Annotated in this window: 26 protein-coding genes; 13 read left to right on the top strand and 13 right to left on the bottom strand. The window is 58.1% G+C overall.

Going from position 1 to position 23,320, the window contains the following annotated elements:
- Positions 1–4 precede the first annotated feature (4 nt).
- Positions 5–442 carry a Z-ring associated ZapG family protein gene (locus AXW11_RS17410; protein WP_007155665.1) on the top strand — a complete coding sequence of 146 codons (438 nt, stop codon included), beginning with the start codon at positions 5–7 and terminating at the stop codon, positions 440–442.
- A 3-nt stretch (positions 443–445) separates the two neighbouring features.
- Here AXW11_RS17410 and AXW11_RS17405 read toward each other — a convergent pair whose 3' ends face one another.
- From AXW11_RS17405 to AXW11_RS17355, 11 genes are all read right to left on the bottom strand, one after another.
- Entirely contained in the window at positions 446–1,189 is a 744-nt protein-coding gene (locus tag AXW11_RS17405; RefSeq protein WP_091641015.1) for a Nif3-like dinuclear metal center hexameric protein, read from the bottom strand.
- A gap of 34 nt (positions 1,190–1,223) precedes the next feature.
- Complete coding sequence (gene hisC / locus AXW11_RS17400) at positions 1,224–2,279, bottom strand: histidinol-phosphate transaminase (protein ID WP_091641012.1); 1,056 nt, start codon at positions 2,277–2,279, stop codon at positions 1,224–1,226.
- Positions 2,272–3,594 carry a histidinol dehydrogenase gene (gene hisD, locus AXW11_RS17395; protein WP_091641010.1) on the bottom strand — a complete coding sequence of 441 codons (1,323 nt, stop codon included), beginning with the start codon at positions 3,592–3,594 and terminating at the stop codon, positions 2,272–2,274. The genes hisC and hisD overlap by 8 nt, the downstream gene beginning before the upstream one ends.
- A 189-nt stretch (positions 3,595–3,783) precedes the next feature.
- A complete protein-coding gene (hisG, locus tag AXW11_RS17390) occupies positions 3,784–4,431 on the bottom strand; it encodes an ATP phosphoribosyltransferase (protein ID WP_091641007.1) in 648 nt (215 codons plus the stop codon).
- 22 nt (positions 4,432–4,453) lie between these two features.
- The gene (murA, locus tag AXW11_RS17385; protein WP_091641005.1) at positions 4,454–5,716 is read right to left on the bottom strand and encodes a UDP-N-acetylglucosamine 1-carboxyvinyltransferase; all 1,263 of its coding nucleotides are present in this window, start codon (positions 5,714–5,716) and stop codon (positions 4,454–4,456) included.
- Positions 5,717–5,743: 27 nt separating this feature from the next.
- Positions 5,744–5,986 (bottom strand): BolA family protein, encoded by a 243-nt coding sequence (locus AXW11_RS17380; RefSeq protein ID WP_036209886.1) that lies wholly within the window; start codon positions 5,984–5,986, stop codon positions 5,744–5,746.
- A gap of 60 nt (positions 5,987–6,046) precedes the next feature.
- Positions 6,047–6,388, bottom strand: coding sequence for an STAS domain-containing protein (locus AXW11_RS17375; RefSeq protein ID WP_091641002.1), 342 nt, complete (start codon positions 6,386–6,388; stop codon positions 6,047–6,049).
- A complete protein-coding gene (locus AXW11_RS17370) occupies positions 6,385–7,038 on the bottom strand; it encodes an MlaC/ttg2D family ABC transporter substrate-binding protein (RefSeq protein ID WP_041336359.1) in 654 nt (217 codons plus the stop codon). Before AXW11_RS17370 ends, AXW11_RS17375 begins: the two co-directional genes overlap by 4 nt.
- A 26-nt stretch (positions 7,039–7,064) precedes the next feature.
- On the bottom strand, positions 7,065–7,520 hold the full coding sequence (gene mlaD, locus AXW11_RS17365) for an outer membrane lipid asymmetry maintenance protein MlaD (protein ID WP_007155310.1): 456 nt from the start codon (positions 7,518–7,520) through the stop codon (positions 7,065–7,067).
- Between the two features lie 38 nt (positions 7,521–7,558).
- Positions 7,559–8,338 (bottom strand): lipid asymmetry maintenance ABC transporter permease subunit MlaE, encoded by a 780-nt coding sequence (gene mlaE / locus AXW11_RS17360; protein WP_177190581.1) that lies wholly within the window; start codon positions 8,336–8,338, stop codon positions 7,559–7,561.
- The gene (locus AXW11_RS17355) at positions 8,338–9,150 is read right to left on the bottom strand and encodes an ATP-binding cassette domain-containing protein (RefSeq protein ID WP_091640996.1); all 813 of its coding nucleotides are present in this window, start codon (positions 9,148–9,150) and stop codon (positions 8,338–8,340) included. Before AXW11_RS17355 ends, mlaE begins: the two co-directional genes overlap by 1 nt.
- Positions 9,151–9,376: 226 nt before the next feature.
- On the opposite strand from AXW11_RS17355, the gene AXW11_RS17350 reads away from it, so the two are divergent.
- The 12 genes from AXW11_RS17350 (at position 9,377) to yjgA (ending at position 18,720) form a co-directional block, all read left to right on the top strand.
- Positions 9,377–10,357 (top strand): KpsF/GutQ family sugar-phosphate isomerase, encoded by a 981-nt coding sequence (locus AXW11_RS17350; protein WP_091640993.1) that lies wholly within the window; start codon positions 9,377–9,379, stop codon positions 10,355–10,357.
- Positions 10,357–10,914, top strand: coding sequence for a KdsC family phosphatase (locus AXW11_RS17345; RefSeq protein WP_091640990.1), 558 nt, complete (start codon positions 10,357–10,359; stop codon positions 10,912–10,914). The genes AXW11_RS17350 and AXW11_RS17345 overlap by 1 nt, the downstream gene beginning before the upstream one ends.
- Positions 10,915–11,505 (top strand): LPS export ABC transporter periplasmic protein LptC, encoded by a 591-nt coding sequence (gene lptC, locus AXW11_RS17340; protein WP_091640987.1) that lies wholly within the window; start codon positions 10,915–10,917, stop codon positions 11,503–11,505.
- The gene (lptA, locus tag AXW11_RS17335; protein ID WP_374700659.1) at positions 11,489–12,121 is read left to right on the top strand and encodes a lipopolysaccharide transport periplasmic protein LptA; all 633 of its coding nucleotides are present in this window, start codon (positions 11,489–11,491) and stop codon (positions 12,119–12,121) included. Before lptC ends, lptA begins: the two co-directional genes overlap by 17 nt.
- Complete coding sequence (lptB, locus tag AXW11_RS17330; protein WP_036209864.1) at positions 12,099–12,824, top strand: LPS export ABC transporter ATP-binding protein; 726 nt, start codon at positions 12,099–12,101, stop codon at positions 12,822–12,824. Before lptA ends, lptB begins: the two co-directional genes overlap by 23 nt.
- Before the next feature lie 152 nt (positions 12,825–12,976).
- The gene (locus tag AXW11_RS17325) at positions 12,977–14,503 is read left to right on the top strand and encodes an RNA polymerase factor sigma-54 (protein ID WP_091641104.1); all 1,527 of its coding nucleotides are present in this window, start codon (positions 12,977–12,979) and stop codon (positions 14,501–14,503) included.
- Between the two features lie 124 nt (positions 14,504–14,627).
- On the top strand, positions 14,628–14,936 hold the full coding sequence (gene hpf, locus AXW11_RS17320; protein WP_007155319.1) for a ribosome hibernation promoting factor: 309 nt from the start codon (positions 14,628–14,630) through the stop codon (positions 14,934–14,936).
- Positions 14,937–15,031: 95 nt separating this feature from the next.
- A complete protein-coding gene (ptsN, locus tag AXW11_RS17315; RefSeq protein ID WP_036209861.1) occupies positions 15,032–15,502 on the top strand; it encodes a PTS IIA-like nitrogen regulatory protein PtsN in 471 nt (156 codons plus the stop codon).
- A 28-nt stretch (positions 15,503–15,530) separates the two neighbouring features.
- Entirely contained in the window at positions 15,531–16,412 is an 882-nt protein-coding gene (gene rapZ, locus AXW11_RS17310) for an RNase adapter RapZ (RefSeq protein WP_036209858.1), read from the top strand.
- Between the two features lie 7 nt (positions 16,413–16,419).
- Complete coding sequence (locus tag AXW11_RS17305; RefSeq protein ID WP_036209856.1) at positions 16,420–16,689, top strand: HPr family phosphocarrier protein; 270 nt, start codon at positions 16,420–16,422, stop codon at positions 16,687–16,689.
- 112 nt (positions 16,690–16,801) lie between these two features.
- Positions 16,802–18,163, top strand: coding sequence for a magnesium transporter (gene mgtE / locus AXW11_RS17300; protein ID WP_007155323.1), 1,362 nt, complete (start codon positions 16,802–16,804; stop codon positions 18,161–18,163).
- Between the two features lie 26 nt (positions 18,164–18,189).
- Entirely contained in the window at positions 18,190–18,720 is a 531-nt protein-coding gene (gene yjgA, locus AXW11_RS17295; RefSeq protein ID WP_036209854.1) for a ribosome biogenesis factor YjgA, read from the top strand.
- On the opposite strand, the gene AXW11_RS17290 is transcribed toward yjgA, so the two are convergent.
- Both AXW11_RS17290 and AXW11_RS17285 read right to left on the bottom strand, forming a co-directional pair.
- On the bottom strand, positions 18,717–19,577 hold the full coding sequence (locus AXW11_RS17290) for a carbon-nitrogen hydrolase family protein (protein ID WP_052479341.1): 861 nt from the start codon (positions 19,575–19,577) through the stop codon (positions 18,717–18,719). The genes yjgA and AXW11_RS17290 overlap by 4 nt on opposite strands.
- Positions 19,578–19,599: 22 nt before the next feature.
- Positions 19,600–23,319: a YhdP family phospholipid transporter gene (locus AXW11_RS17285; protein WP_258955181.1), complete on the bottom strand. Its 3,720-nt coding sequence runs from the start codon at positions 23,317–23,319 to the stop codon at positions 19,600–19,602.
- Between the last annotated feature and the right edge of the window lies 1 nt (position 23,320).

The raw sequence follows: 23,320 nt of genomic DNA, 5'->3' as shown, positions 1-23,320 counted from the left end.
GCTTATGACAAACCTGATTCTGGCAGCCATCGCCGCATTGATTGTCGGCATTGTCATCGGAGTACTGGTTGGCCGGTCTGGTCAGGGCTCTACGCTGCGGCAGCGCCGGGCTGAACAGCAGATCGAGGAGCTGAGAAACGAGTACACACGCTATCAGGCGCAAGTGAACGAGCATTTTATGGAATCTGCGCATCTGCTGCGCCGCTTCAACGACACCTACCGGGACGTAAATCAGCACATGGCGCGGGGCGCTAACCGCCTGTGCAACGACGAAGACTGGCTGTTGGAGCTCGAGAAAGAGAACGCCAAGGCGCGTCTGGAAGGCGCCGCCAGCAAGGATGATGCAGAGCCACCCCGGGACTACGCCCCCAAGAGCGACCCCCAGGAGAAAGGCACCCTCGCCGAAGACTTTGGCCTGGCCGAAAAGCAGCAGAAAGCCTGACGCTTACACCGGGTTATCGCAGTCGATAAACCGGTGACTTACCCCAAATGCTTGCTCCAGGGCCCGCCCCAGGGCCTGAACGCCATATCGTTCAGTGGCGTGATGGCCGGCTGCGTAGTAATGAATGCCGCATTCGCGGGCAGTATGGGTAGTGGGTTCTGAAATCTCGCCACTGATATAGGCATCCAGCCCGGCTTCCAATGCGCTGCCAATGAACCCCTGAGCTGCGCCAGTACACCAACCGACCCTGGAAATCTCTGCGGAGCCGTCCCCGACCCAGAGCGGAGCACGGGCCAGACGCTCTCCGATCAACTCCGCGAACGCCCGGGGCTCCATCGGAGCGCTCAGTTCACCCTGCCACACAAGTCCACCCAGTGGCCGGGGATTGAGAATACCCAACACGTCGGCCAACTGCCGGTTGTTGCCATACTCAGGGTGATCGTCCAACGGCAGGTGATAGGCAACCAGATTGATATCGTGATCCAGCAGACGCTTGATCCTGTCCCGCTTCATGCCACGGATGGCCTGATCCTCACCTTTCCAGAAATACCCGTGATGCACCAGAATCATATCGGCATCGGCTTCGATCGCCGCGTCCACGAGCGCCCGGGAAGCCGTGACGCCACTTACTATGGTACTGACCTCTTCAGCGCCCTCAACCTGAAGACCATTAGGGCAATAGTCCTTGAAGTCTTGCGGGGCCAACCAGTCGTTCAGTGTGCGGAGTATCTCATTGCGTGAAGCCATGCTGCCTCCGTGGGTTTGCCTTGAATGTCTCGTGTTACACCAACGGTTTAAGGCACTCGACCAGTCGCTTGTTCTGGTCTGCCGTGCCGATGGTGATGCGCAGGAAGTCCGAGATGCGGGGCTTATTGAAGTGACGCACGATAACCCCCTTCTCCCGAAGCCCCTTCGCCAACGCCTCACCGGCATGGTCCGGGTGGCGCGCAAGAATAAAGTTGGCCTGTGAGGGCAATACATCGAACCCCAAGGCTTCCAGTTTCGAGGTCACCCACCCCCGCTCGCCAATGACGCCTTCGCAGGTGGCTCGAAACCAGTCTTCATCCTCGAATGCGGCAATGGCGCCGACCTGAGCCAGGCGGTCGATAGGATAGGAGTTAAAGCTGTTCTTGACGCGATTCAGGGCTTCGACGACCTCCGGGCTGCCGATGGCGAAACCGACGCGCAACCCAGCCAGGGAACGGGCCTTGGACAGCGTTTGGCAAACCAGCAGATTGGGATATTCCCCCACCAGCTTGATCGCACTCTCGCCGCCGAAATCCACATAGGCTTCATCCACAACCACAACCCGGTCGGGATTGGCGGCGACGATAGCCTCAACCTTGTCCAACGCCAGGTAACGCCCAGTGGGCGCATTGGGATTGGGGAAGATTATGCCGCCGTTCGGCTGCTTATAGTCCTTGGGATCAATCTCAAAGCTGTCGGTCAGCGGTACGGTCTTGCCTTCGATGTTGTAGAGGCCGCAATACACCGGATAAAAACTGTAGGTGATATCGGGGTACAACACGGGCTCACCGTGCTGGAACAGACCATAAAAGATGTGTGCCAGCACTTCATCGGAACCGTTACCGAGGAAAACCTGCTCGCCCTGCACGCCATAGTAATTCGCGATGGTGCTTTTCAGAGCCTCACTTTCGGGGTCCGGATAAAGCCGAAGGTTGTCATTCAGTTCCGTGTTGATCGCCTCGATCACCTTCGGAGACGGGCCGAACGGGTTCTCGTTGGTATTCAGTTTCACGAGGTTGGCCATTTTCGGCTGCTCCCCCGGCACATAGGGGACCAACTCCTTGACCCGTGAACTCCAGAACTTACTCATCTGACTGGCCCTCCCGAACCCGATACTCTGCAGAACGGGCGTGAGCCGTTAACCCTTCTCCACGCGCCAGAACAGAGGCGACTCGCCCCATCCTGTCGGCCCCGGCTGCAGAAAAACCGATCAGGGACGACCGTTTCTGGAAGTCATAAACCCCCAGCGGAGAGGAGAAACGCGCCGTCCCGGACGTCGGCAACACATGGTTGGGCCCGGCGCAGTAATCACCCAGCGCCTCCGCCGTATAGCGCCCCATAAAGATGGCACCGGCATGGCGAATCTCGTCCACCAGATTTTCTGGATCTTCCACCGAAAGCTCCAGGTGCTCCGGCGCAATACGATTGGAAACGCGAGCCGCTTCCGACAAGTCGGCCACGTGAATCAGCGCAGCCCGGTCCGTCATCGAGGTAGCAATGATGCCGGCCCGCTCCATGTTCGGCAGCAGCTTGTTGATGCTGGCTTCCACGGCATCCAGGAAATCGGCATCGGGACTGACAAGAATGGACTGAGCCTGCTCATCGTGCTCGGCCTGAGAGAACAAATCCATGGCAATCCAGTCTGGGTCAGTCTTGCCGTCACAAATCACCAGAATCTCCGAAGGGCCTGCAATCATGTCGATACCAACGGTTCCGAATACCTCTCGCTTGGCGGTAGCGACAAAAATATTGCCCGGCCCAACAATCTTATCGACGGCAGGAATGGTCTGTGTGCCGTAGGCCAATGCACCCACCGCCTGGGCCCCCCCCACACAAAAGACGCGATCCACACCCGCAATCGCCGCAGCGGCCAGAACCAGTTCGTTCACCACACCGTCCGGCGTGGGAACCACCATAATCACCTCGCCCACACCCGCGACCTTCGCCGGGATGGCGTTCATTAGCACGGAGGAGGGATAGGCCGCCTTGCCACCGGGCACATACAGCCCTGCCCGATCCAGCGGCGTGACCTTCTGACCGAGTACGGTGCCGTCATCGTCTTCATACTGCCAGGACGTCTGATTCTGACGCTCGTGATAGTCACGCACCCGCTCGGCGGCCTTCTCCAGAGCCACACGCTGGTCCTGTGGGATCGACTCCAGCGCCTGCCGCAACCGATCCTGCCCCATCTCAAGTTCCGCAACGGTGCCCACCTTCAAGCGATCAAACTTCTCGGTAAACTCCAGAACCGCTGCATCCCCACGGGTTTTCACCTCATGCAGGATATGACGAACCGACTCATTCACCTGATGATCCACACTGTCTTCCCACGCCAATAGCTTGGCCAGTGCACTGTCAAAGTCACTGTCGGAAGCGTTCAATCGTCTGATGCTGATATCAGTCATTTCTTCTTTCCTGCTTTGCGAATTTACTCCGCGGTTTGAAACGTGTCATTGGTCTGAGGACAAGGACATGGCCCGGGAACGGGTCAGGAAGGGCTTTCCAAAACTGTACGGAGCCATGGAAGGCGGAGTCCAAGCGCCACATGGATGTGCCGAAGGAGCGTGTTTTGGAAAGCCGTCCCTGAGCGCTTCTTACTCTGAAGCTCGCCTTTTTTCAACGGCGATCGACATTTTCTCAATTATGGGATTAATGCCCCGGTGTTTCATCTTCATCGAGGCACGGTTAACCACAAGTCGAGAACTGATGTTTTCAATCAGCTCGCGAGCCTCAAGACCATTCGCTTTCAGGGTATTGCCGGTATCAACGATATCGACAATCTCGTCGGCGAGCCCGAGAATCGGCGCAAGTTCCATCGCACCGTAGAGCTTGATGATATCGGCCTGCCGCCCCTGGGCCGCGTAATAGCGCCGAGCCAAGTTTACGAACTTGGTCGCCACACGCAAACGGCCCTCTGGCGCTTTGCAGTCTTTCTTCCCGGCCGTCATCAACCGACACCGGGAAATATTCAGGTCCAGCGGCTCATACAGCCCCTCACCGCCGTGCTCCATCAGCACATCCTTACCGGTTACCCCCAGATCCGCCCCACCGTATTGCACATAGGTAGGCACGTCGGTGGCCCGAAGGATCAAAACCCGCACGTTCGGGTCCGTGGTGGGAAACACCAGTTTCCGGGACTTCTTAACATCGTCGACCAGCTCGATACCCGCTTCTCTTAACAGCGGCAGGGTCTCGTCGAGGATTCGCCCCTTCGACAGCGCGATGGTGATGGAATCGGTCATGCGTCTTTCCGGTTCAATGTGTTCAGGCTGGCAGGCGGCGGATACTGGCGCCCAGCAGCTGCAATTTTTCTTCGATACACTCGTAGCCACGGTCGATGTGGTAGATGCGATCAACGATGGTGTCGCCATCCGCCACCAGTCCGGCAATGACCAGGCTTGCGGACGCCCGCAGGTCCGTTGCCATCACCGGGGCACCGGTGAGGTGATCCACGCCCTTGATGATCGCAGCGTTGCCCTCAAGAGCAATGTCCGCACCCATGCGGATCAGCTCCTGCAGGTGCATGAACCGGTTCTCGAAGACCGTTTCCACGATGGTGCCAGTGCCTTCGGATACCGCATTCATCGCCGCAAACTGCGCCTGCATATCGGTCGGAAACGCAGGGTATGGCGCTGTGCGCAGGCTGACCGCCTTTGGCTGATTGCCTTTCATATCCAGCGAAATCCAGTCCTTGCCCGTATCAATGTGGGCACCGGCCTCTTCCAGCTTCAGCAGGACTGCTTCCAGCAGATCCTCGCGGGTATCCTTGAGCTTGACCCGGCCACGGGTAGCTGCGGCAGCAACCAGGTAAGTGCCGGTTTCGACGCGATCCGGCAGCACATCGTAGTGACAGCCATGCAAACGCTCGACACCGTTGATCTCAATCGTTGCAGAGCCATGACCCTTGATGTCAGCACCCATGGCGATCAGGCATTCAGCGAGATCCACCACTTCCGGTTCCCGGGCAGCGTTTTCCAGGATGGTTTTACCATCGGCCAACGCGGCAGCCATCATCAGGTTTTCCGTACCGGTGACGGTCACCGTGTCCAGGAAGATGTGCGCGCCTTTCAGGCGACCATTGGTCTTCGCCTTGATATAGCCATTCTCGACCTTGATGTCGGCACCCATCTGCTCCAGGCCCTGGATGTGCAGGTTTACCGGTCGGCTACCGATGGCACAGCCACCGGGCAGGGAGACTTCTGCCTCACCAAAGTGAGCCACCAGCGGGCCCAGCACCAGGATCGACGCACGCATGGTCTTGACCAGCTCGTACGGCGCATGGAATTGCTTGATGGTGTTGGCGTGCACCTCGACGCTCATTTTTTCGTCGATCATCAGCTCAACGCCCATGCGGCCAAGCAGCTCGATCATCGTGGTGATGTCGTTCAGGTGCGGCAGGTTGCCCACGGTCACCGGTTCATCCGCCAACAGGGTGGCAGCCAGAATCGGTAGGGCGGCGTTCTTGGCGCCGGAAATCCGGATTTCGCCATCGAGAGGCTTGCGGCCTCTGATCAGAAGTTTGTCCACAATGGTGTCCTGTAGTTTGCGGGCATGTCAGCCCTGGCGCGCGGCCCATTCAGCCGGCGTAAAGGCCTTGGGGTGCAGGGCATGAATGGTACCGTCCAGAATGTGCTGGAACAGCGCCTTGTTGATCAGTTGCTGCCGTTTGATGGTTGGCAAACCCTCGAATACATCGCCCACTACAACAACAAGATAGTGATTGCCATCGACCTGCACTTCGACCTCACAGCCAGGCAGCGCCTCTTTAACCAACTCGGCAACTTCGGTGGCTTCCATAAATAATCCTCGGGCGTTTTTAAATCAGGGGCGAGATTGTAACCAATTATGGCATTCGGGTCAGCTATGGTGCAGGTTTTCAGAAGAGGACTGGGAGGAAAAGCCCGGCAAATGGCGATCAAGGCCGCTCAGGGCCGCCAAAGAGTTCAGCCGCGCACTTACGCCGGTGAATCGCAGAGCCTGACTGCGGGCAACTGCAAGGCGGTGCCAACACAGCAGCAGAGACAGCACCACGCTGTGCGCGGTGCCCATGGCGGACAGGTCCACCTGTAAATCCGCCTTGCTCGCCCGTATCCACTTCTCGCCTTCCTGCCTGACGGAGATCACGGTGAGCGGATCAACCGCGCCGCTCACCAATAGCGTGTCGCCATCAAGAGTCACCACGGGCCGGCTTGCATTCATGATTTGTCGACTTCACCTTCGAGGTTCAGCGATTCCACTGCATCGCCCCAGTCGTTGATAACAGCCTGGACCTTGCCGCCGTTCTTCTCCATCTCCTGGCTGAAACGATCACGGAAAGCCAGCCCGATGTTCACACCTTCGACGATCACGTTTTCCATCATCCAGCGTCCTTCATCTGTTTCGTACATGGAATAAGTCACGGGGTAGCGATTGCCAGAGGCACTGATCACCTCCATACGCACAGACGCCCGACCGTCGTCATTCGGGTTGATCGTGGCTTCCTTTACCTCGATGGTAAAATCGTCAGCGCTCACCAGAGCCTGAGCGTAACTGTCGAAAAGACTGCGCTTGAACTTCTCGACGAACTCGTCGCGCTGCTCCGGTGATGCCTGCCGCGCATAGCGACCCATGACCCGGGCAGCAATTCGGCGAAAGTCGACGAAGTTCTTCAGCTCCTGATCCATGCTCCGATAAAACGCCTGTGGATTCTGCTCGTACAGGCCCTTTTCCTGATGGAGCTTGTCGACCAGGCGCTGGGTATTTTTATCCACATACGTGCGGAGGTCCTCCTCCGGTCCGGCGTGGGCCGGTGCTGCCAGCGCCACCATCAGCAACGCAACAATCATCAGGCTATGTCTGATCAGAACCATGGTTTTCTCCCGTGAACCACTTTCTTTCATTGTGACTGCCCGGAGGCAAAGTTGGATATGAGCCGCTCAAGATTCATGGCGGATTGTGTGGAATAGAACGTATCCCCGTCCCCCAGGGACTCCATATCACCGCCCACCGATATATCAATGTACTGTTCACCAAGCAGCCCGGATGTACGTATTACTGCTGAGCTATCCGCCGGGATATTATCCACACTGGCGTTCACATCAATGGTCACGCGGGCCTGGTAGGTTTCCCGATTCAGGGTTATCTCCCGGATCTTACCCACCGTGACACCAGCCATGGACACTTTTGCCCGGGGCGTCAGCCCGCCAGCGTCGTTAAAGTTGGCGTAGAGCGTGTACGAACTTTCCGGGGCCTTCGGTGTCAGCCCGCTGACCTGCAACGCCAGGAACATTATGGCGGCGATGCCCGCGATCATGAACAGCCCCACAATCACTTCTGTTGTTCTCTGTGCCATTCCGGCCCCCTGTTTCCTGACGTTTCAGTATACCGCGGTCAGAAGTCACCAAACATGACGGCGGTAAGCACAAAATCCAGCCCGAGTACGGCCAGCGACGAATACACCACGGTTTTCGTGGTTGCGGCACTGATACCAGCTGAGGTGGGCACACAGTCGTAACCCTGATAGACCGCAATCCAGGTACAGACGAACCCGAACACAAGGCTCTTGACGACACCGTTCAGAACATCGGCGGTGAAGCTTACGGAAGACTGCATGTTGCCCCAGAAAGAGCCTTCAAACACGCCCAGCCACTCCACACCCACGAGCATGCCGCCCCAGATACCAACCACCGAAAACACAGCAGCCAGCACGGGCACTGAGATAAAGCCCGCCCATAACCGCGGGGCAATCACCCGGCGCAGTGGATCAACACCCATCATTTCCATGCTGGAAAGCTGTTCGGTGGCTTTCATCAACCCGATTTCCGCCGTCAGTGCGGAACCCGCACGGCCGGCAAACAACAGCGCGGTCACCACGGGGCCCAATTCCCGCACCAGAGTCAGGGCAATCATCTGACCGATCGCGGCCTCAGACCCGTAGTCACTGAGAATGGTGTATCCCTGCAACCCCAGAACCATCCCGATAAACAGGCCGGACACCACAATGATGGCCAGGGACAGAACACCGACCGAGTAAAGTTGCTTCAGCAACAGCGGAAAACCAACCGAGGGCCGCGGAACACCTGCCAGGGCACCGAAAAGGAAACGCCCGGAGCGACCGAGCGATGCAATCACGTTCAGCCCCAATCGGCCAAAAGCCGCCAGCCGGTCCATCAATCCCCCCTCCCGGCAACACTCCAGTCCAGAGCCGCATCCGCAGCCGGATAGTGGAACGGCACCGGACCGTCCGGATGACCACGCAGGAACTGCTGAACCTGCTCCGATGGGTGCGCCCTCAACTCCTCGGGCGTGCCGTCGCCTATGATACGGCCGTCTGCAACGATACAGGCGTAGTGGCAGATACTCAGGGACTCCGGCACATCATGGGATACCAGCACGCTGGTCAGGCCCATGGAGCTGTTGAGATCCCGGATCAGCTTCACCAGTACTCCCATGGCAATCGGGTCCTGGCCGGTAAAGGGCTCGTCGTACATGATCAGCTCAGGGTCCAGCGCGATGCTGCGGGCCAGGGCCACGCGCCGGGTCATACCACCTGACAGCTCTGCCGGCATCAGATCCCGGGCTCCGCGAAGCCCCACAGCTTCGAGCTTCATTAGAACGATGTCGCGGATCATGTCCTCCGGCAAGGTGGTATGAACCCTGAGCGGGAACGCCACGTTTTCAAAGACACTGAGATCCGTGAACAGCGCTCCACTCTGGAACAGCATTCCCATCTTTTCCCGCAGACGGTAAAGCGCCTTGCGCTTGAGCTGAGGAACGTTCTCCCCCGCTACGGATATGCTGCCGGAATCCGGTTTCAGCTGGCCGCCGATCAGCCGCAACAAGGTAGTCTTGCCGGTGCCGCTCGGCCCCATGATGGCGGTAATCTTGCCGCGGGGAATGTCCAGGCTGACGCCATCAAAGATACGACGATTCCCGCGCTTGAAAACCACGTCTCTCAATTCAATGTAGGGGGATGTGTCCATACCTGCTTCCAGAACCGCCTGAGTGTCGGTGAACCCGCATTCCCAGCCTTTAATGAGTGCGCTACATTATGTCAACCTGCCGTGAACCTCAATCCATCCATCACAAAATGAACTGATGTCAATGATCAGTTTTACTGAACGTCTTGTCATGAAGGGCAGCCAAAGCCGTTGAAGTGATATACTTTTGCCACGACGAAAGCATCAACATTTCGAACCCGGAAGCCAGATGAACACCGAAACCAGCCAGACCTTCAAAGAATCCGCCCTCCGAGCCATTGAGATCGAGCGTGAGGCCATTCACGCCCTGACCGACCGGATTGATGACCGTTTCGTCCGCGCCTGCGAAGTCATCATGGCGTGCAAGGGGCGCGTTGTCGTGACCGGCATGGGCAAATCCGGCCATATCGGCAACAAGATCGCTGCCACCCTCGCCAGCACCGGAACGCCCTCGTTCTTCGTACACCCGGGCGAGGCCAGCCACGGTGACCTGGGCATGATCACCAGCCAGGATGTAGTGCTGGGCATCTCCAACAGCGGCAACACCAGCGAAGTGCTGACCATTTTGCCGTTAATCAAACGCATGGGAGCCCCGCTGATCAGCATGACGGGCAACGAGAACTCCATCCTGGCTCGGGAGGCCGTTGCCAACCTGGATATCAGCGTCGCCCAGGAGGCCTGCCCTCTCGGCCTGGCCCCCACCTCCAGCACCACGGCCACTCTGGTGATGGGTGATGCCCTGGCCGTGGCACTGCTTGAAGCCAGGGGGTTCAGCACCGAAGACTTTGCGCTCTCACACCCCGGTGGCAGTCTGGGCCGCAGGTTGCTGCTGCGTGTCAGCGATATTATGCACACCGGGGACCAGATCCCCCGAGTGCAGGAAGACACCACCCTCAGCGGCGCACTGTTGGAGATTTCCCGCAAGGGCCTGGGCATGACAACGGTCATTAACGCCGAGGGCGACCTGGTCGGTGTATTTACGGACGGCGACCTGCGCCGCACCCTTGACCGCTCCGTGGACATTCACAACACACCGATTGCCGAGGCCATGACCCGCAACGGTCGTGTGATCCACGATGACCAACTGGCCGCCGAGGCACTGAACATGATGGAAGAGCTGAAGATCAACGCCCTGCCCGTCATCAATCGCGACGGCAAACTGACCGGCGCTATCAACATGCACGACTTATTGCGGGCGGGAGTCATCTGATGGCCGACACTCTGCGCCCTCAATGGCCAGCGGAGCTGATTGAAAAAGCCGCTGCCATTCGCCTGCTGGCCCTGGATGTGGACGGCATCATGACCGACGGCACTCTGCTGTTCAGCGCTTCAGGCGATGAGATGAAAGGGTTCAACATTCTCGACGGCCTGGGCATCAAACAGGTTATGGCTGCTGGCATCAACGTTGCCGTCATTACCGGACGGCGCTCGCCGCTGACAGAGAAACGCATGAATGACCTCGGCATCCCGCACCTGATGCAAGGCCGAGAGGACAAGAAAATCGCCCTGCGGGAACTGGCTGCACGGCTGGAGATCGCGCCAAACCAAATCGCCTACATGGGCGATGACCTGCCGGACCTGCCCGCAATCCGTTACGCCGGGCTGGGCATAACAGTACCCAACGGCTACTGGCTGGTGCGCCAGCACGCGGATTTTTGCACGTCGGCCGCGGGGGGTAGCGGCGCCGTCCGTGAAGCCTGCGAACTGCTGCTCTGCGCCTGCGGGCAGCTCAACGCAAGCCTGCAACCCTACCTGGAGCAGGACTGAATGGCCGCTGAAGCCCTCTTTACCCGGCCCTGGGTACGAACTCTGGGGCTGGCTGTCACGATAGTGGCACTGTTTTTCCTGCTCTGGCAAAGTGACGAGTCATCAGAGCCGGTGGATGCCGCCGCGCTGAGAGGCGAATCGGAACCAGACGGTTTCGTGGTCAATGGTCGCTATCTGTCTTTCGATGAGACCGGGCGGCTTACCGCACACTTCGAAAGCCCACGTATCGAGCAATTCGAGGCCCGCAACGAAACCATTATGGAGTCGCCGAATGCGAGGCTCTACGGCGACCCCGGCAACGCACCCTGGCAAGTCCAGGCCAACAAAGGCCAATTCATGGAAGCTGACGACCTGGTTTACTTGACGGGGGATGTTCGGGTGTCCCAGCAAGCCCAAGGCGGGCGCCCCCTGACATTAACCACGTCAACGCTGACACTGGATAACACAGAGCGTACTGTTTACACAGACGCCCCGGTGGAACTGACCGACTCGTTCAGCCTGACCCGCGCAACCGGCATGAAGGCATGGATTGATGACCGAATCCTCGAACTCGACTCTGACGTGGAAGGACGCTATGAGACCGGCAAGTAAATTCATGCCCAACCCTCACCGCAATAGGCACCGACCGGTGGCATCGCGCCCGGCAGTCTCAGCGATTGTCCTGGCGCTGACAATGACCGTGGGCATGCCGTTCGCCGCGGCCTTTGATCTTGAGTCTGACCAACCCATCAGGGTCAATGCCGACAACGCGCGGCTCGACGAAGGCCAGGGCATTGCAACCTATACCGGCTCGGTTGAAATGAGCCAGGGCGATGCCAACCTTATCGCGGACAAAGTTGTACTCCACCGGGATGAGAATGGCGTCAGCCGCATTGAAGCCACCGGTACCCCGGCACGCTACCGCCAGCCTGCCATGGAAGGCCAGGGCGAAACCGACGCCCGTGCGCTAACGATCACCTGGTCCGCCTCCGACAACCGGGTTACCTTTCAGCGCGAAGCTGTGATCGAACAGGGCGGCAACCTGTTCCGGGGCGACGTCATTCATTATGACAGCGCCGAACGCGTGGTGACCGCAGAAGGCTCTGCTGACCAGGGCGATGGCAGCGGTCGCGTCGAAATGGTCATCCAGCCGCGCGGCAACGCCGGTAGCAATCCAGATAACAACCCTAACGGACAGGATATCGATGGCAGTTCTCAGGGCCAGTAACCTCGCAAAAAGCTACAAACAGAAGAAGGTCGTCATCGACGTTTCCCTGGAAATTCGCAGTGGCGAGATCGTCGGCTTACTCGGCCCCAATGGCGCGGGCAAAACGACGTGTTTCTACATGATTGTTGGCCTGGTTCCCGCCGACAACGGTCGAATCACCATCGACAATCAGGACATAACGCCGCTGCCCATGCATGGTCGTGCCCGCAAGGGAATCGGGTACCTGCCCCAGGAAGCATCCGTGTTCCGCAAGCTTACCGTACGCGACAACATACTGGCGATCCTGGAAACCCGCCGCGAACTCAAACGCACTGACCGGGAGGCCAAGTTAGAGGAACTGCTTGAAGAGTTTCACATTACCCACATCCGCGATAGCGTCGGCATGGCCCTGTCAGGCGGCGAGCGACGACGGGTGGAAATTGCCCGGGCGCTGGCGATGGAGCCGGCGTTCATCCTGCTGGACGAACCCTTCGCCGGAGTCGACCCGATCTCCGTGAGCGACATCAAGCAGATCATCCGACACTTGCGGGACAAGGGTATCGGCGTACTGATCACCGACCACAACGTGCGGGAAACCCTCGACATCTGCGAGAATGCCTACATTGTCAGCGGCGGCCACATCATTGCCTCTGGTAATTCGGACGATATACTGGCCAACCAGCAGGTCAAGGAAGTGTATCTGGGCAACGAGTTTCGCCTGTAGTACACTCGGCAAAGAACTTGCTTGGTGCGGCAAGTAGCCAGCATACAAAGAGTTTTTGTGCAACCCCGGCTCCAGAAAGCGCCTTGATGACGTAAAGAGAGAGCCTGAGTGACGGAAGAGAGAGACCGAGTGACGGATCCTGAACCATGGTTATGAAAGCCTCACTACAGTTAAAGCTGGGCCAAAGCCTGACCATGACGCCCCAGCTGCAACAGGCTATCAGGCTTCTGCAGCTCTCCACCCTGGACCTCCAGCAGGAAATCCAGCAGGCATTGGAATCCAACCCAATGCTGGAAACCTCCGAAGACGACGACAACCAGAATCCGGAATCAACGGACAGTGACAACGAGTCGTCTGAAACAGCGTCAACCGAGGAATCCAACACCGCTTCAGACACTGCTACTGAGTGGGACGAATCCGAAAATGGACCTGACTGGTCATCAGAAACGGACAGTCCCGACACCATTCCCGATGATCTTCCCGTCGACACCGCCTGGGATGACATTTACCAGTCAGCCCCCGCGTCAGCAGCCCGTAACGACGACGAAAACGACCACGACTTCGAAACCCGTAATTCCCCCACCGAAACGCTCCAGGACCACCTGGAATGGCAACTGAACCTGACGCCCATGAGCGAGCGGGATCAGGCCATCGCCCATGCCCTGATGGATGCGGTTGATAACCACGGCTACCTGACCTCTCCGCTTGAAGAAATTCATTCAGGCATGGTGGACGAATCCGACGAAGACCCGCTGGAACTGGACGAAGTGGAAGCCGTTCTTCATCGCCTGCAGCACTTCGATCCACCCGGCGTGTTCGCCCGTAATCTGCAGGAATGCCTGCTGATCCAGCTGAATCAGCTGCCCCCGGAAACACCCTGGCTGGCTCAGGCGCGACTGGTGATTACCCACTACATAAACCTGCTGGGTAACCGTGATTACGCCCAGCTGTTACGCCGCAGCCGCCTGAAAGAAGAGCAGCTACGGGACGTTCTGGCACTTATTACCGGGTTAAACCCCCGTCCCGGCGACACCCTGGATCAGGCCGAGCCAGACTACGTCATCCCAGATGTGATCGTGCGCAAGCACAATGAACGCTGGCGCGTGGAGCTGAATCCTGAAATTGCACCGCGCATTCGTGTGAATGCAAGCTATGCTTCTCTTATAAAGCGTGCGGACAGCAGTGCTGACAACACCTACCTGCGGGACCAGTTGCAGGAGGCAAAGTGGTTCATCAAGAGCCTGCAGAGCCGCAACGAAACCCTGCTTAAGGTGGCCACGCGCATTGTCGAGCACCAGCAGGGATTCCTGGATCATGGCGAGGAAGCCATGAAACCATTGATTCTCTCGGATATTGCCCAGGCGGTGGAAATGCACGAGTCGACCATTTCAAGGGTCACCACCCAGAAATACATGCACACGCCGCGGGGCATATTTGAACTTAAGTATTTTTTCTCGAGCCATGTCAGTACCGACGAGGGTGGAGAGTGCTCATCCACGGCAATCCGCGCGATGATCAAGAAGCTGATTACAACGGAAACTCCGAAAAAGCCATTGAGCGATAGCAAAATTGCAGCCATGCTAGGAGACCAGGGTATAAAGGTGGCTAGACGAACCGTGGCCAAGTATCGCGAGGCAATGCACATTCCTCCGTCCAACGAGCGAAAGCGATTGGTGTAGGAAGCGTCTGTTCCCGGCCTCACGGGGAGAGCCCTTTCCTGAAAGTATACCGCCTACAGCATAACGCTGTGGCACACAGCCGGTATCCTAACGGGTGCCGGCAAGCTGAAAACAGGAGAAGCCTATGCAACTCAATATTTCAGGCCATCACGTAGAACTGACTCCCGCACTGAAAGATTACGTATCAGGCAAATTTGAAAAGCTTGAGCGGCACTTCGACCATATCAGCAATTGCCAGGTTACCCTTGAGGTGGAAAAAGTGCGCCAGATGGCGGAAGCTACGCTTCACGTGATAGGTGGTGAGATTCACGCAAAGGCCGAAAACAGCGATATGTACGCTGCCATTGATGCACTGGTAGACAAGCTGGACAGGCAGATCCTGAAGCACAAGGAAAAGAACGTAGACCGGATGCACGGGAACGGCGCCCGCTAGGACGACGCCCCCGGCATGACAGTTAATCGAGCTGCGGCACTGGCTAACCATGCAACACGTGCCGCAGCCTTTTTTTACGGAAATGCAGTCGATTCATGACCGACACATCCCTGACTATCGAGAACATTCTCGCGCCGGAGCTAACCCTTTGCCGGGTGCCTGCCTCCAGCAAAAAGCGGGTTATGGAAACCATTGCCGAGCAGATCCAGCAACACGACGCTTTGCTCAGCGACACCCAGATATTCACTAATCTGGTCGCACGGGAGCGACTGGGGAGCACGGGTATCGGACAGGGCATCGCGATCCCCCACTGCAGACTGGAAGGGCTGGATCACGTGGTTGGCGTTTTGCTGACCCTGGAAGAAGGCGTTGCGTTCGATGCTATCGACAACCAGCCGGTGGACCTCGTCTTCACCTTGATTGTCCCCAAGGAAGCCACCAGCGAGCATCTTGAGCTTTTGAGCCAACTTGCTGAAAAGTTCAACGAACGTGCATTCTGCGACCAGCTGCGTCAGTGCACTGATGCAGGCTCTCTCTATCGCCGGATGACAGCCGAAACAAGCTGAACAACTCCACATCCAAGGTGAACGGGCTATGAAACTGATCATCGTCAGCGGCCGATCAGGTTCCGGGAAAAGTACCGCGTTACATGTTCTGGAAGACCTGGGCTTTTACTGCATTGACAACCTGCCCATTGGCCTCCTGTTCCCCCTCACACAGGAAGCCACCAACCAGAACTCTCCCAGCCGGCTGGGAAAGATGGCGGTCAGCATCGATGCCCGTAACCTTTCCGGAGAATTGAGCAACTTCGAGGATATCTACCGCAGCCTTCAGGATACTGGCGTAACCATCGAGATCATCTATCTCGACGCCGATGAACAGTCTCTTCTGCAGCGCTTCCATGCCACGCGCCGAAAGCATCCACTGAGTGATGACAAGACCTCCCTGAGGGAGGCCATCGGTAACGAAAAGAAGCTTCTGGAGCCGCTGTCCAAGCTGGCAGACCTCTACATCGACACCACGGGGCTGTCCATGTACGAGCTCCGGGATATGGTAAAGCAACGAGTCGCGGGCAGGCGCCACCAGGAACTGGCACTGCTATTCCAGTCATTCGGATTCAAGCACGGCGTGCCGTTGGATTCGGACTATGTGTTCGATGTGCGCTGCCTGCCCAATCCCTATTGGGACACCAGCCTTCGGCAGTTTGTGGGCACCGACCAGCCGGTTATCGATTTCCTGGAAAAGGAGCCGTTGAGCCGTAAGATGGTCGAGGACCTGACCCAATTCCTGGAAAACTGGCTACCCTCGTTCGCAGACAGCAACCGCAGCTATATGACCATATCCATCGGCTGCACCGGTGGCCAGCATCGCTCGGTTTATATCTGCGACCAGCTCGGCCGCTATTTCTCGGGCAAATACAGCAATGTGCAGGTTCGCCACACCGAACTGCCCCACCTGCAAAGCAGGGAAAGCTGAACCGCCTATGATCCGCCGCCCCATTACCATCATCAACAAACTTGGGCTCCATGCCCGGGCCGCAGCCAAACTGGTGGGCAAGGCATCTGAATTCGACAGCAGCATTCAGATCAGCCGCAAAGGGCGACAGGTGGACGCCAAAAGCATCATGCCAGTCATGATGCTCGCCGCCAGCCAGGGATCAGAGGTAGAGCTGATTGTAGACGGTCCGGATGAGTCCGAAGCTGTCGATGCGCTGGTTACGCTGATCAACGACTACTTCGGGGAAGGCGAATAACCACCTCCACACTGGACATCCTTGCCCGTCTACGGCATTCACCTACAACTCTTCCTCACCTATGTTGCCTAACTCCGCTATAATACGAGGGTTTTCTGACCGTGGGTGATCCATGACCGATATTCTGGAGAAAAGCCAAGCGCGCCAACGCCTTCGCTCCCTGAGCGAAGCGCTGGACAGTGGCGCCCTGAAACAGGTTGCCCGCATCCTGAATGGCGGCCTGAGCCCCAGTGACATCGCCCACCTGCTGGAATCATCACCACCCCGCCAGCGTGCCCTGCTCTGGAACCTGGTCGACAAGCAGCTTGAAGGCGAAGTCCTCCAGTATCTGAACGACGATATCCGAGGTTACTTCCTGAGCCAGCTGAACGCTCAGGAACTTGCTGACATCATCGAGGATTTCGAGTCGGACGATCTGGCCGACTTACTGCAGCAGTTGCCCGACACGGTCATCCAGGAAGTCCTGGACACCATGGACGAGCAGGACCGCCAACGTGTCGAAGAAGTCCTCTCCTACCCGGAAGATACCGCCGGCGGCCTGATGAACACGGACACCATCACGGTGCGCCCGGACATCAGTATCGACGTGGTTTTGCGCTACCTGCGCCGTCATCGCAACCTACCGCCGATGACGGATAGTCTTATCGTGGTCAGCCGACGCGACGAGTTCATCGGCATGTTGCCTATCACCAAAATGCTCGTATCCAACCCGGCGGCAACCGTGCGGGAGGTGATGGACACGGACATCGAACCGATACCGGTTACGCTGTCCGACACCAAGGTGGCAACCCTGTTCGAACGGTACGACCTAATCTCAGCACCCGTGGTCAGTGAGGAAGGCCGACTCCTGGGCCGAATCACCATCGATGACGTGGTTGACGTTATTCGCGAAGACGCAGACCACTCCCTGATGAGCATGGCCGGTCTTGATGAAGACGAAGACACCTTCGCGCCGATTCTGAAGACCACCCGGCGCAGGGCCGTGTGGCTGGGCATCAACCTGCTTACGGCCTTTACCGCTTCGGCCGTGATCGGGCTGTTTGAGGCGACCATCGAAAAGGTTGTGGCGCTGGCGGTATTGATGCCCATCGTGGCATCCATGGGCGGCATTGCCGGCAGTCAGACCCTGACCCTGGTCATCCGTGGCATGGCCGTGGGACAAATCAGTGGCGCCAACGTGGGCTGGCTGCTAAACCGCGAATTTATTGCGGGTGCCCTGAACGGATTGCTCTGGGCAGTGGTGGTTGCGTCAGCGGCAACCCTCTGGTTCAGCGACATCATGATTGGCGCCATTATCGCCGCCGCGCTGATTATCAACCTGATCGCTGCGGCACTCGTGGGCACCGTGCTGCCTCTGTTCCTGAAGTCCCGCAACATTGATCCGGCACTGGCCGGTAGCGTTATACTGACAACGGTCACGGATGTGGTCGGCTTTATGGCCTTCCTTGGTCTGGCGACGATATTCTACGGATAACCTGTATCCGACAACACGGACTGAAAATGAACGACTCCCAAGACGACGCCCCGGAATACCTCGGCCCGAGCAAATCCCAACTCAAGCGCGAAATGCACCAGTTGCAGGACCTTGGCAGGCGTATGCTGGATCTGAGTAACGATCAGCTCAATACCCTGCCGATCAGCGACACCCTGCGGGCGGCCATCGAGGAATCCCGTCGCATTCGCCAGAACGAAGCCCGTCGCCGCCACCTGCAGTACATCGGAAAGATTATCCGCCAGGAAGACGACCCGGAAGGGCTGACTCGAGCCATTGATGCTTTCGATGCCGGAAGCGAGGAGCACACCCGCCGACATCACCTTGCTGAACGTTGGCGAGACCGGATGATTGAGGAAGGCGACTCGGCCGTCGGCGAATTCCTGAACTACTGCACAACGGCGGATATACAGCATCTGCGCAACCTCGCGCGCAACGCTCGCCGGGACGTGCAGAAAGAAAAGAATACCGGCCAGCCACGAAAGCTGTTTCGCTACCTCAGGGAGTGCATCGACGACGCGGAAGCCGCCGGAAACTAAAGTCTCCGGTGCTCCCAGACGGGCATCCGTGTGCGGATGTCCTTGAGTGTTTCACGATCAAGCTCTCCAACGACGACACCCGGCCCTTCATCGACCTCGGATAGTATTCGGCCCCAGGGATCGACGATCGCGCTGTGCCCATAGGTGCGCCGGCGCTCACTGTTCTGCCCACCCTGGGCCGCTGCCACAAGCCAGAACTGATTCTCAATCGCACGGGCACGTATCAGCGCATGCCAGTGGGCGTCACCGGTATACCAGGTAAAGGCACTGGGCAGGGACACCCATTCTGCGTCCTGCTCCCTGAGCTGTCGGAACAGCTCGGGAAAGCGCAGGTCGTAACAGATGGCCATGCCGAGTCGGCCTGCCGGTGTATCAATCACAACCACGTCTTCACCCGGCTCGAAGGTATCCGACTCACGATACTGCCCCTGGGCATCTTCAACGGTGGCGTCAAAAAGATGAATCTTGTCGTAGCGGGCAACCTCACGGCCTCGGTCATCGTAGACATAGCAGCAGGCACGAACCCGATCGGTCACAGTGGACCAGTCCGGCCTCGCCGCAATGGGTAGCGAACCACCGACCACCCAGATGCCAAGTTCGGTCGCCTGCTGTGCGAGGAATTGCCGAATCACGTTGTCCGGTTCCGCTTCCCGGCGGCCACAGCCGATCATCTGCTTTGTGGCCAGTACCGCAAAGTTTTCAGGCAGCACTGCAATGCTGGCACCTGCGTCGGCCGCCTCCTTCAGCAATCTTGCTGCCTCGTTGAGGTTGGCGGCGATGTCATGGGTACTCACCATCTGTATCGCCGCTACCCGACTTGCCTGCCATTTGACGGGATTGTCTCTTTGCGTTGACATTACGGCCCTCCTGCCAAAACCATCAATTGCCGGTATCGAATACCCGCCTCAGTCGAACGTCTGGTTCGTCCCAGCTTCCACTTACACTATAGGTCGCACTGGTGAGTTTGCTCAATGGATCACCCAACACTTTGTCGAGGACAAACAACGCGCCGCCAATCGGAGCACCTGCCCCCATTAACAAAGCGGCCAGTGGCAGGTTCTGGGTCAGAGGCAACACCACCACCATTCTCATATCGAGGGTTTCCTCAATCATGTTGGAGGTGCCCGTCAGCTTGAACGCGCCGGAAGGCCCTACCACCTGCAGCTCTGGATCCAACGTCAGCAGGCCGTTAATCATGCTGGCCTTGCCGGAGATGGCATCGAAGGCGACACCCGCTTCGTACAGATCGGAGAAATCGAGCTTCAGGCGTCGCCAGAGCGTGTCAGCATTGAGCAGGTTGAACACCCGGAACAGCTGAGCCGTATTGTTGCCCTCAAGGATGACACCGTCATCAAAACGCACACTGACCGAGCCACTAAGGCCCGAAACGTCAAACTGATCCGGGCGGCCGGGCCAGTCAATATCAAGCTTGACGGCCGTGTTCTTGCTGCGGAAGGGAATCTCAGCGCCAACCAAGGTGTCCAGGTCTGCCAGCGACTTACCGTTGATATCACCGGTAAAACGGGTGATTTCCCGCCCGGCTGCAATGCTCCAGGACAGCTCCCCGGTCAGGGTCAGGGATTTGAGAGTGCCAACAATGTCCTGTACTAGCAGTTGTGTGGCTTCGGGCCTCAGTTGGAACGACCAGCTACCGGCGTTTTCCCCATCCATGTTGAGAGCGGCAATACGGACATCCACGTCCGGCCAGTTGCCGAGGCCCAGGTCACGGAATGTCTGTGCCTGCTGTTCGGGCTCCTGTTCATCGCCCGACTCACTATTGCCCCTGGAGAGCATCAGGCGCTCAAAGTCGACGCTGACCGGTCGATCGTCCTGGGGCCAGAGCACATGGCCTGACGCCCATTCCGAGTCGGTAGTGATCAACCACTCACTGTCACTTTGCCGCGCAGACACCGTAATATCAGTCAGTTGGCGGTCGCCCAGAAACAGTTCGTTCAGGGCAACGTCTACCATTCCCGACTCCCAGGTCATATCCAGGTTGGCGCGATCTTGCCAGTCGACTGACAGATCGACGCCGGACTCTTGTCGGGGCGTGACCGTTACCCTCAGGGGCGCTTCATCATCAATGTCTTTTGCCAGCGGTTCAGGCCAGTCAACCGAGAGCCCGGCCAGGTCCGAATACAGCGTAACGGCGGAAGCGGTGTCCGTTGAGACGTCCAACGTTGCCTGGTAGCCAATGTCGCCACTGAGCCCCATGTCCATGCCCTCCGGCAACTCAGTTCGATCCAGGAGCTGGCGAACGTCAAGGCGACCATATTGACGGATATTGAGCGATTGACCGTTCTCACTCCGCCGCATCAGAACCGTGACCGGAGCTCCCATAAACCGAGCTTGCAGGGGGTTCTCGGAAAATCCCTCATCGCTGTTAAACCCCAGTTCCCCATTGACCTGGGTCCACTGTAGATCGGCTTCGGGATAAGTCAGGGTACCGGAATCGGCTCTGACGCTGGCGTTGATGGTGGGCGGCGCATCGGATATCAATGGCAAACCAAGCCCGAGATCCAGGTGAAAATCGCCATCCAGGACGATGCTCCGCCCTGCTTCTCCCGCCAGCTCACCCAGGGGGCTGTTGTCCATCCAGAAAGCCAACGCTGACCCGGGAACCGGGGCTGACGCATCGACGTACACCTGAATATCCTCACCCTCCGGGACAACCCTCACCTCGCCGGGCTCCAGTTCCAGCCCTCCCGTTCGTCCTGCGCGGATGTCGACCCGGGTGCGACCATCCTGAATAAAGACTTCACCACTGGCATCCGCCACCTCGGGCCATCGCTCGTCGTAGCGGATACTGGCTTCTTCGAATCGGTAAACCATTGAGGACGAGAAAGAATTTTCCGGGGCGTCACGATCAATCTGGCCATGACCGTAAAACTCACCGCTGGAGATATCGGCCTTGGTGATCGACGTCGTCAGCCATTGGTAGAGGTCAGGGTCGACAACCTTCATTGGCACGAAGTCGGCAAGCATATCGGCCGTACCATCCCGCACACCGACCCTCAGCCCCAAATTGTCCTCCCCGCCCTGATCCATCCGCAGGTCAAAGGCACCCGTCAGCCGGGTGTTGGCACCATAAACCATACGGATATCATCCGCGTATACGCGGGTTACCCCTCCCTCAAAACGCCAGGCCACACCTGCGCGGACGTCGCCGAGGCTCCAGAACCCCCGGAACAGCTCCGGAAAACCGAGTGACAACCCCTCGCTGTTCACTCTGACGAAACCGCCTTCCCGGTCAATAACCAGGCTACCATCAAGACCAGACACACCCGGCGCACCGTCATGGGCCCTGACGCCAATATTGTTCAACGCTGCCGTCAGCTCAAAGCCACCGCTATCATCCGTGGGCAGATTAAGCATCACCCGGTCCAGGCGGCCGGTGGGGCGATAATTCTCAAGGGCCCTTTCAGCCCTGCCTGGCAACAGGTTCATGCCTGCGACCAACCGTCTAAGGGGTTGGAGTGGAAGCGCATCAGCGATCAATCTTCGGCCCCCGTCGCGATGACTGAACCGGAGGCTGAACGGAGAAACCGTATTGCCGTTCCACTCCCACTCAAGTTCCTTTACGTGAAACTCACCGGTGGCGTACCAGGGCTTAGCCGCCGCTTCTGGCTCACGCTCGCCCAACGTGTCGTGCCTGCGCCAACCAAATTTCGCCCTGATGTTCTCTAGTGGGGCCAGGGATTGGAGACCGACACCGAGTTGCAGATACGGCGTTTCCAGGTTGCCACTGACTTGCTCGATGTGCCCATCCCGAAACGTCATCCAGACCTGACCTCCGAGATCAAAACCTTCCGCCCGAATGTTCCGCCAGGCGTACTCCTCTGCGAGTCCATCAAACAACCGGCCGGAGTTAATATCTGCATAAACCTGCCCCGTGAAGTCACCACGGAAGAAGTGCCGACCAACCAGCTCGAAGCTGGCCAGTTGTTCGGTCGTTCCCGGCCGCATGGCACGGCCTGATGCATGAAACAGCCCGCGCCGGTAGATCAGATCCAACTGAGGCACCTCTACGTGCCGCAGGGTGCCATTGGCGTCGCGAATACCAAGGTCCAGGCGTGTAATCTTGACGGAAGGGTCGGACAGCCATTCGCCGGCAATATCCAGCCAGAGTTCCAGGTCGCTTGCCACGGGATCGGGAATATCGACACCTTCGACGGTCACCGCCCCCCTCGGTGTCTGGTTGATCGTCAGTTCCAGCCCATCGGCGTCAAAATCAGCGAACACAATACGCAGGCGCATGAGCGAGGCGAGAAAATCGAGGCCAATGCGGACGCTCTTCAGTGACCCGGCAACGTCACTACGGTCGTTTTCGGAGACGACCACGATATCGCGGGCGACAATGGTTGGATCCAGCCAGTTCCAGCTAGAGGAAAGCGAACCAATACTGACCGGCTGGCCCAGCTCAGACGACAACCGTTGTTCAATCGAAGAGCGATATTCGTTGATGTTCTGAGTAACCTGGCGCCCTATTCCGGCATAAAGTGCAAGCAGGACGACGACCGCCAGCAACAACCACCAGATCAGACTGGCGGCGCCCGAGACGATTCGAAGTAACAGATGTTTCAGAGTTTGATCAGCCACA

The sequence above is a fragment of the Marinobacter sp. Hex_13 genome (genome assembly GCF_001566815.1).
GTDB lineage: Bacteria > Pseudomonadota > Gammaproteobacteria > Pseudomonadales > Oleiphilaceae > Marinobacter > Marinobacter salarius.
Note: the sequence above shows the minus strand (reverse complement) of the source record. Positions and strands in the feature narration are given on the sequence as shown.

Coding starts and splice junctions, on each gene's coding strand:
- yjgA (WP_036209854.1), top strand. CDS start 18,190: ATGAACGACTCCCAAGACGACGCCCCGGAATACCTCGGCCCGAGCAAA.
- AXW11_RS17350 (WP_091640993.1), top strand. CDS start 9,377: ATGAACACCGAAACCAGCCAGACCTTCAAAGAATCCGCCCTCCGAGCC.
- AXW11_RS17345 (WP_091640990.1), top strand. CDS start 10,357: ATGGCCGACACTCTGCGCCCTCAATGGCCAGCGGAGCTGATTGAAAAA.
- hisC (WP_091641012.1), bottom strand. CDS start 2,279: ATGAGTAAGTTCTGGAGTTCACGGGTCAAGGAGTTGGTCCCCTATGTG.
- AXW11_RS17325 (WP_091641104.1), top strand. CDS start 12,977: ATGAAAGCCTCACTACAGTTAAAGCTGGGCCAAAGCCTGACCATGACG.
- AXW11_RS17290 (WP_052479341.1), bottom strand. CDS start 19,577: ATGTCAACGCAAAGAGACAATCCCGTCAAATGGCAGGCAAGTCGGGTA.
- AXW11_RS17305 (WP_036209856.1), top strand. CDS start 16,420: ATGATCCGCCGCCCCATTACCATCATCAACAAACTTGGGCTCCATGCC.
- rapZ (WP_036209858.1), top strand. CDS start 15,531: ATGAAACTGATCATCGTCAGCGGCCGATCAGGTTCCGGGAAAAGTACC.
- mgtE (WP_007155323.1), top strand. CDS start 16,802: ATGACCGATATTCTGGAGAAAAGCCAAGCGCGCCAACGCCTTCGCTCC.
- lptA (WP_374700659.1), top strand. CDS start 11,489: ATGAGACCGGCAAGTAAATTCATGCCCAACCCTCACCGCAATAGGCAC.
- lptB (WP_036209864.1), top strand. CDS start 12,099: ATGGCAGTTCTCAGGGCCAGTAACCTCGCAAAAAGCTACAAACAGAAG.
- mlaD (WP_007155310.1), bottom strand. CDS start 7,520: ATGGCACAGAGAACAACAGAAGTGATTGTGGGGCTGTTCATGATCGCG.
- AXW11_RS17370 (WP_041336359.1), bottom strand. CDS start 7,038: ATGGTTCTGATCAGACATAGCCTGATGATTGTTGCGTTGCTGATGGTG.
- AXW11_RS17405 (WP_091641015.1), bottom strand. CDS start 1,189: ATGGCTTCACGCAATGAGATACTCCGCACACTGAACGACTGGTTGGCC.
- hisD (WP_091641010.1), bottom strand. CDS start 3,594: ATGACTGATATCAGCATCAGACGATTGAACGCTTCCGACAGTGACTTT.
- AXW11_RS17355 (WP_091640996.1), bottom strand. CDS start 9,150: ATGGACACATCCCCCTACATTGAATTGAGAGACGTGGTTTTCAAGCGC.
- AXW11_RS17410 (WP_007155665.1), top strand. CDS start 5: ATGACAAACCTGATTCTGGCAGCCATCGCCGCATTGATTGTCGGCATT.
- hisG (WP_091641007.1), bottom strand. CDS start 4,431: ATGACCGATTCCATCACCATCGCGCTGTCGAAGGGGCGAATCCTCGAC.
- lptC (WP_091640987.1), top strand. CDS start 10,915: ATGGCCGCTGAAGCCCTCTTTACCCGGCCCTGGGTACGAACTCTGGGG.
- mlaE (WP_177190581.1), bottom strand. CDS start 8,338: ATGGACCGGCTGGCGGCTTTTGGCCGATTGGGGCTGAACGTGATTGCA.
- AXW11_RS17380 (WP_036209886.1), bottom strand. CDS start 5,986: ATGGAAGCCACCGAAGTTGCCGAGTTGGTTAAAGAGGCGCTGCCTGGC.
- hpf (WP_007155319.1), top strand. CDS start 14,628: ATGCAACTCAATATTTCAGGCCATCACGTAGAACTGACTCCCGCACTG.
- AXW11_RS17375 (WP_091641002.1), bottom strand. CDS start 6,388: ATGAATGCAAGCCGGCCCGTGGTGACTCTTGATGGCGACACGCTATTG.
- ptsN (WP_036209861.1), top strand. CDS start 15,032: ATGACCGACACATCCCTGACTATCGAGAACATTCTCGCGCCGGAGCTA.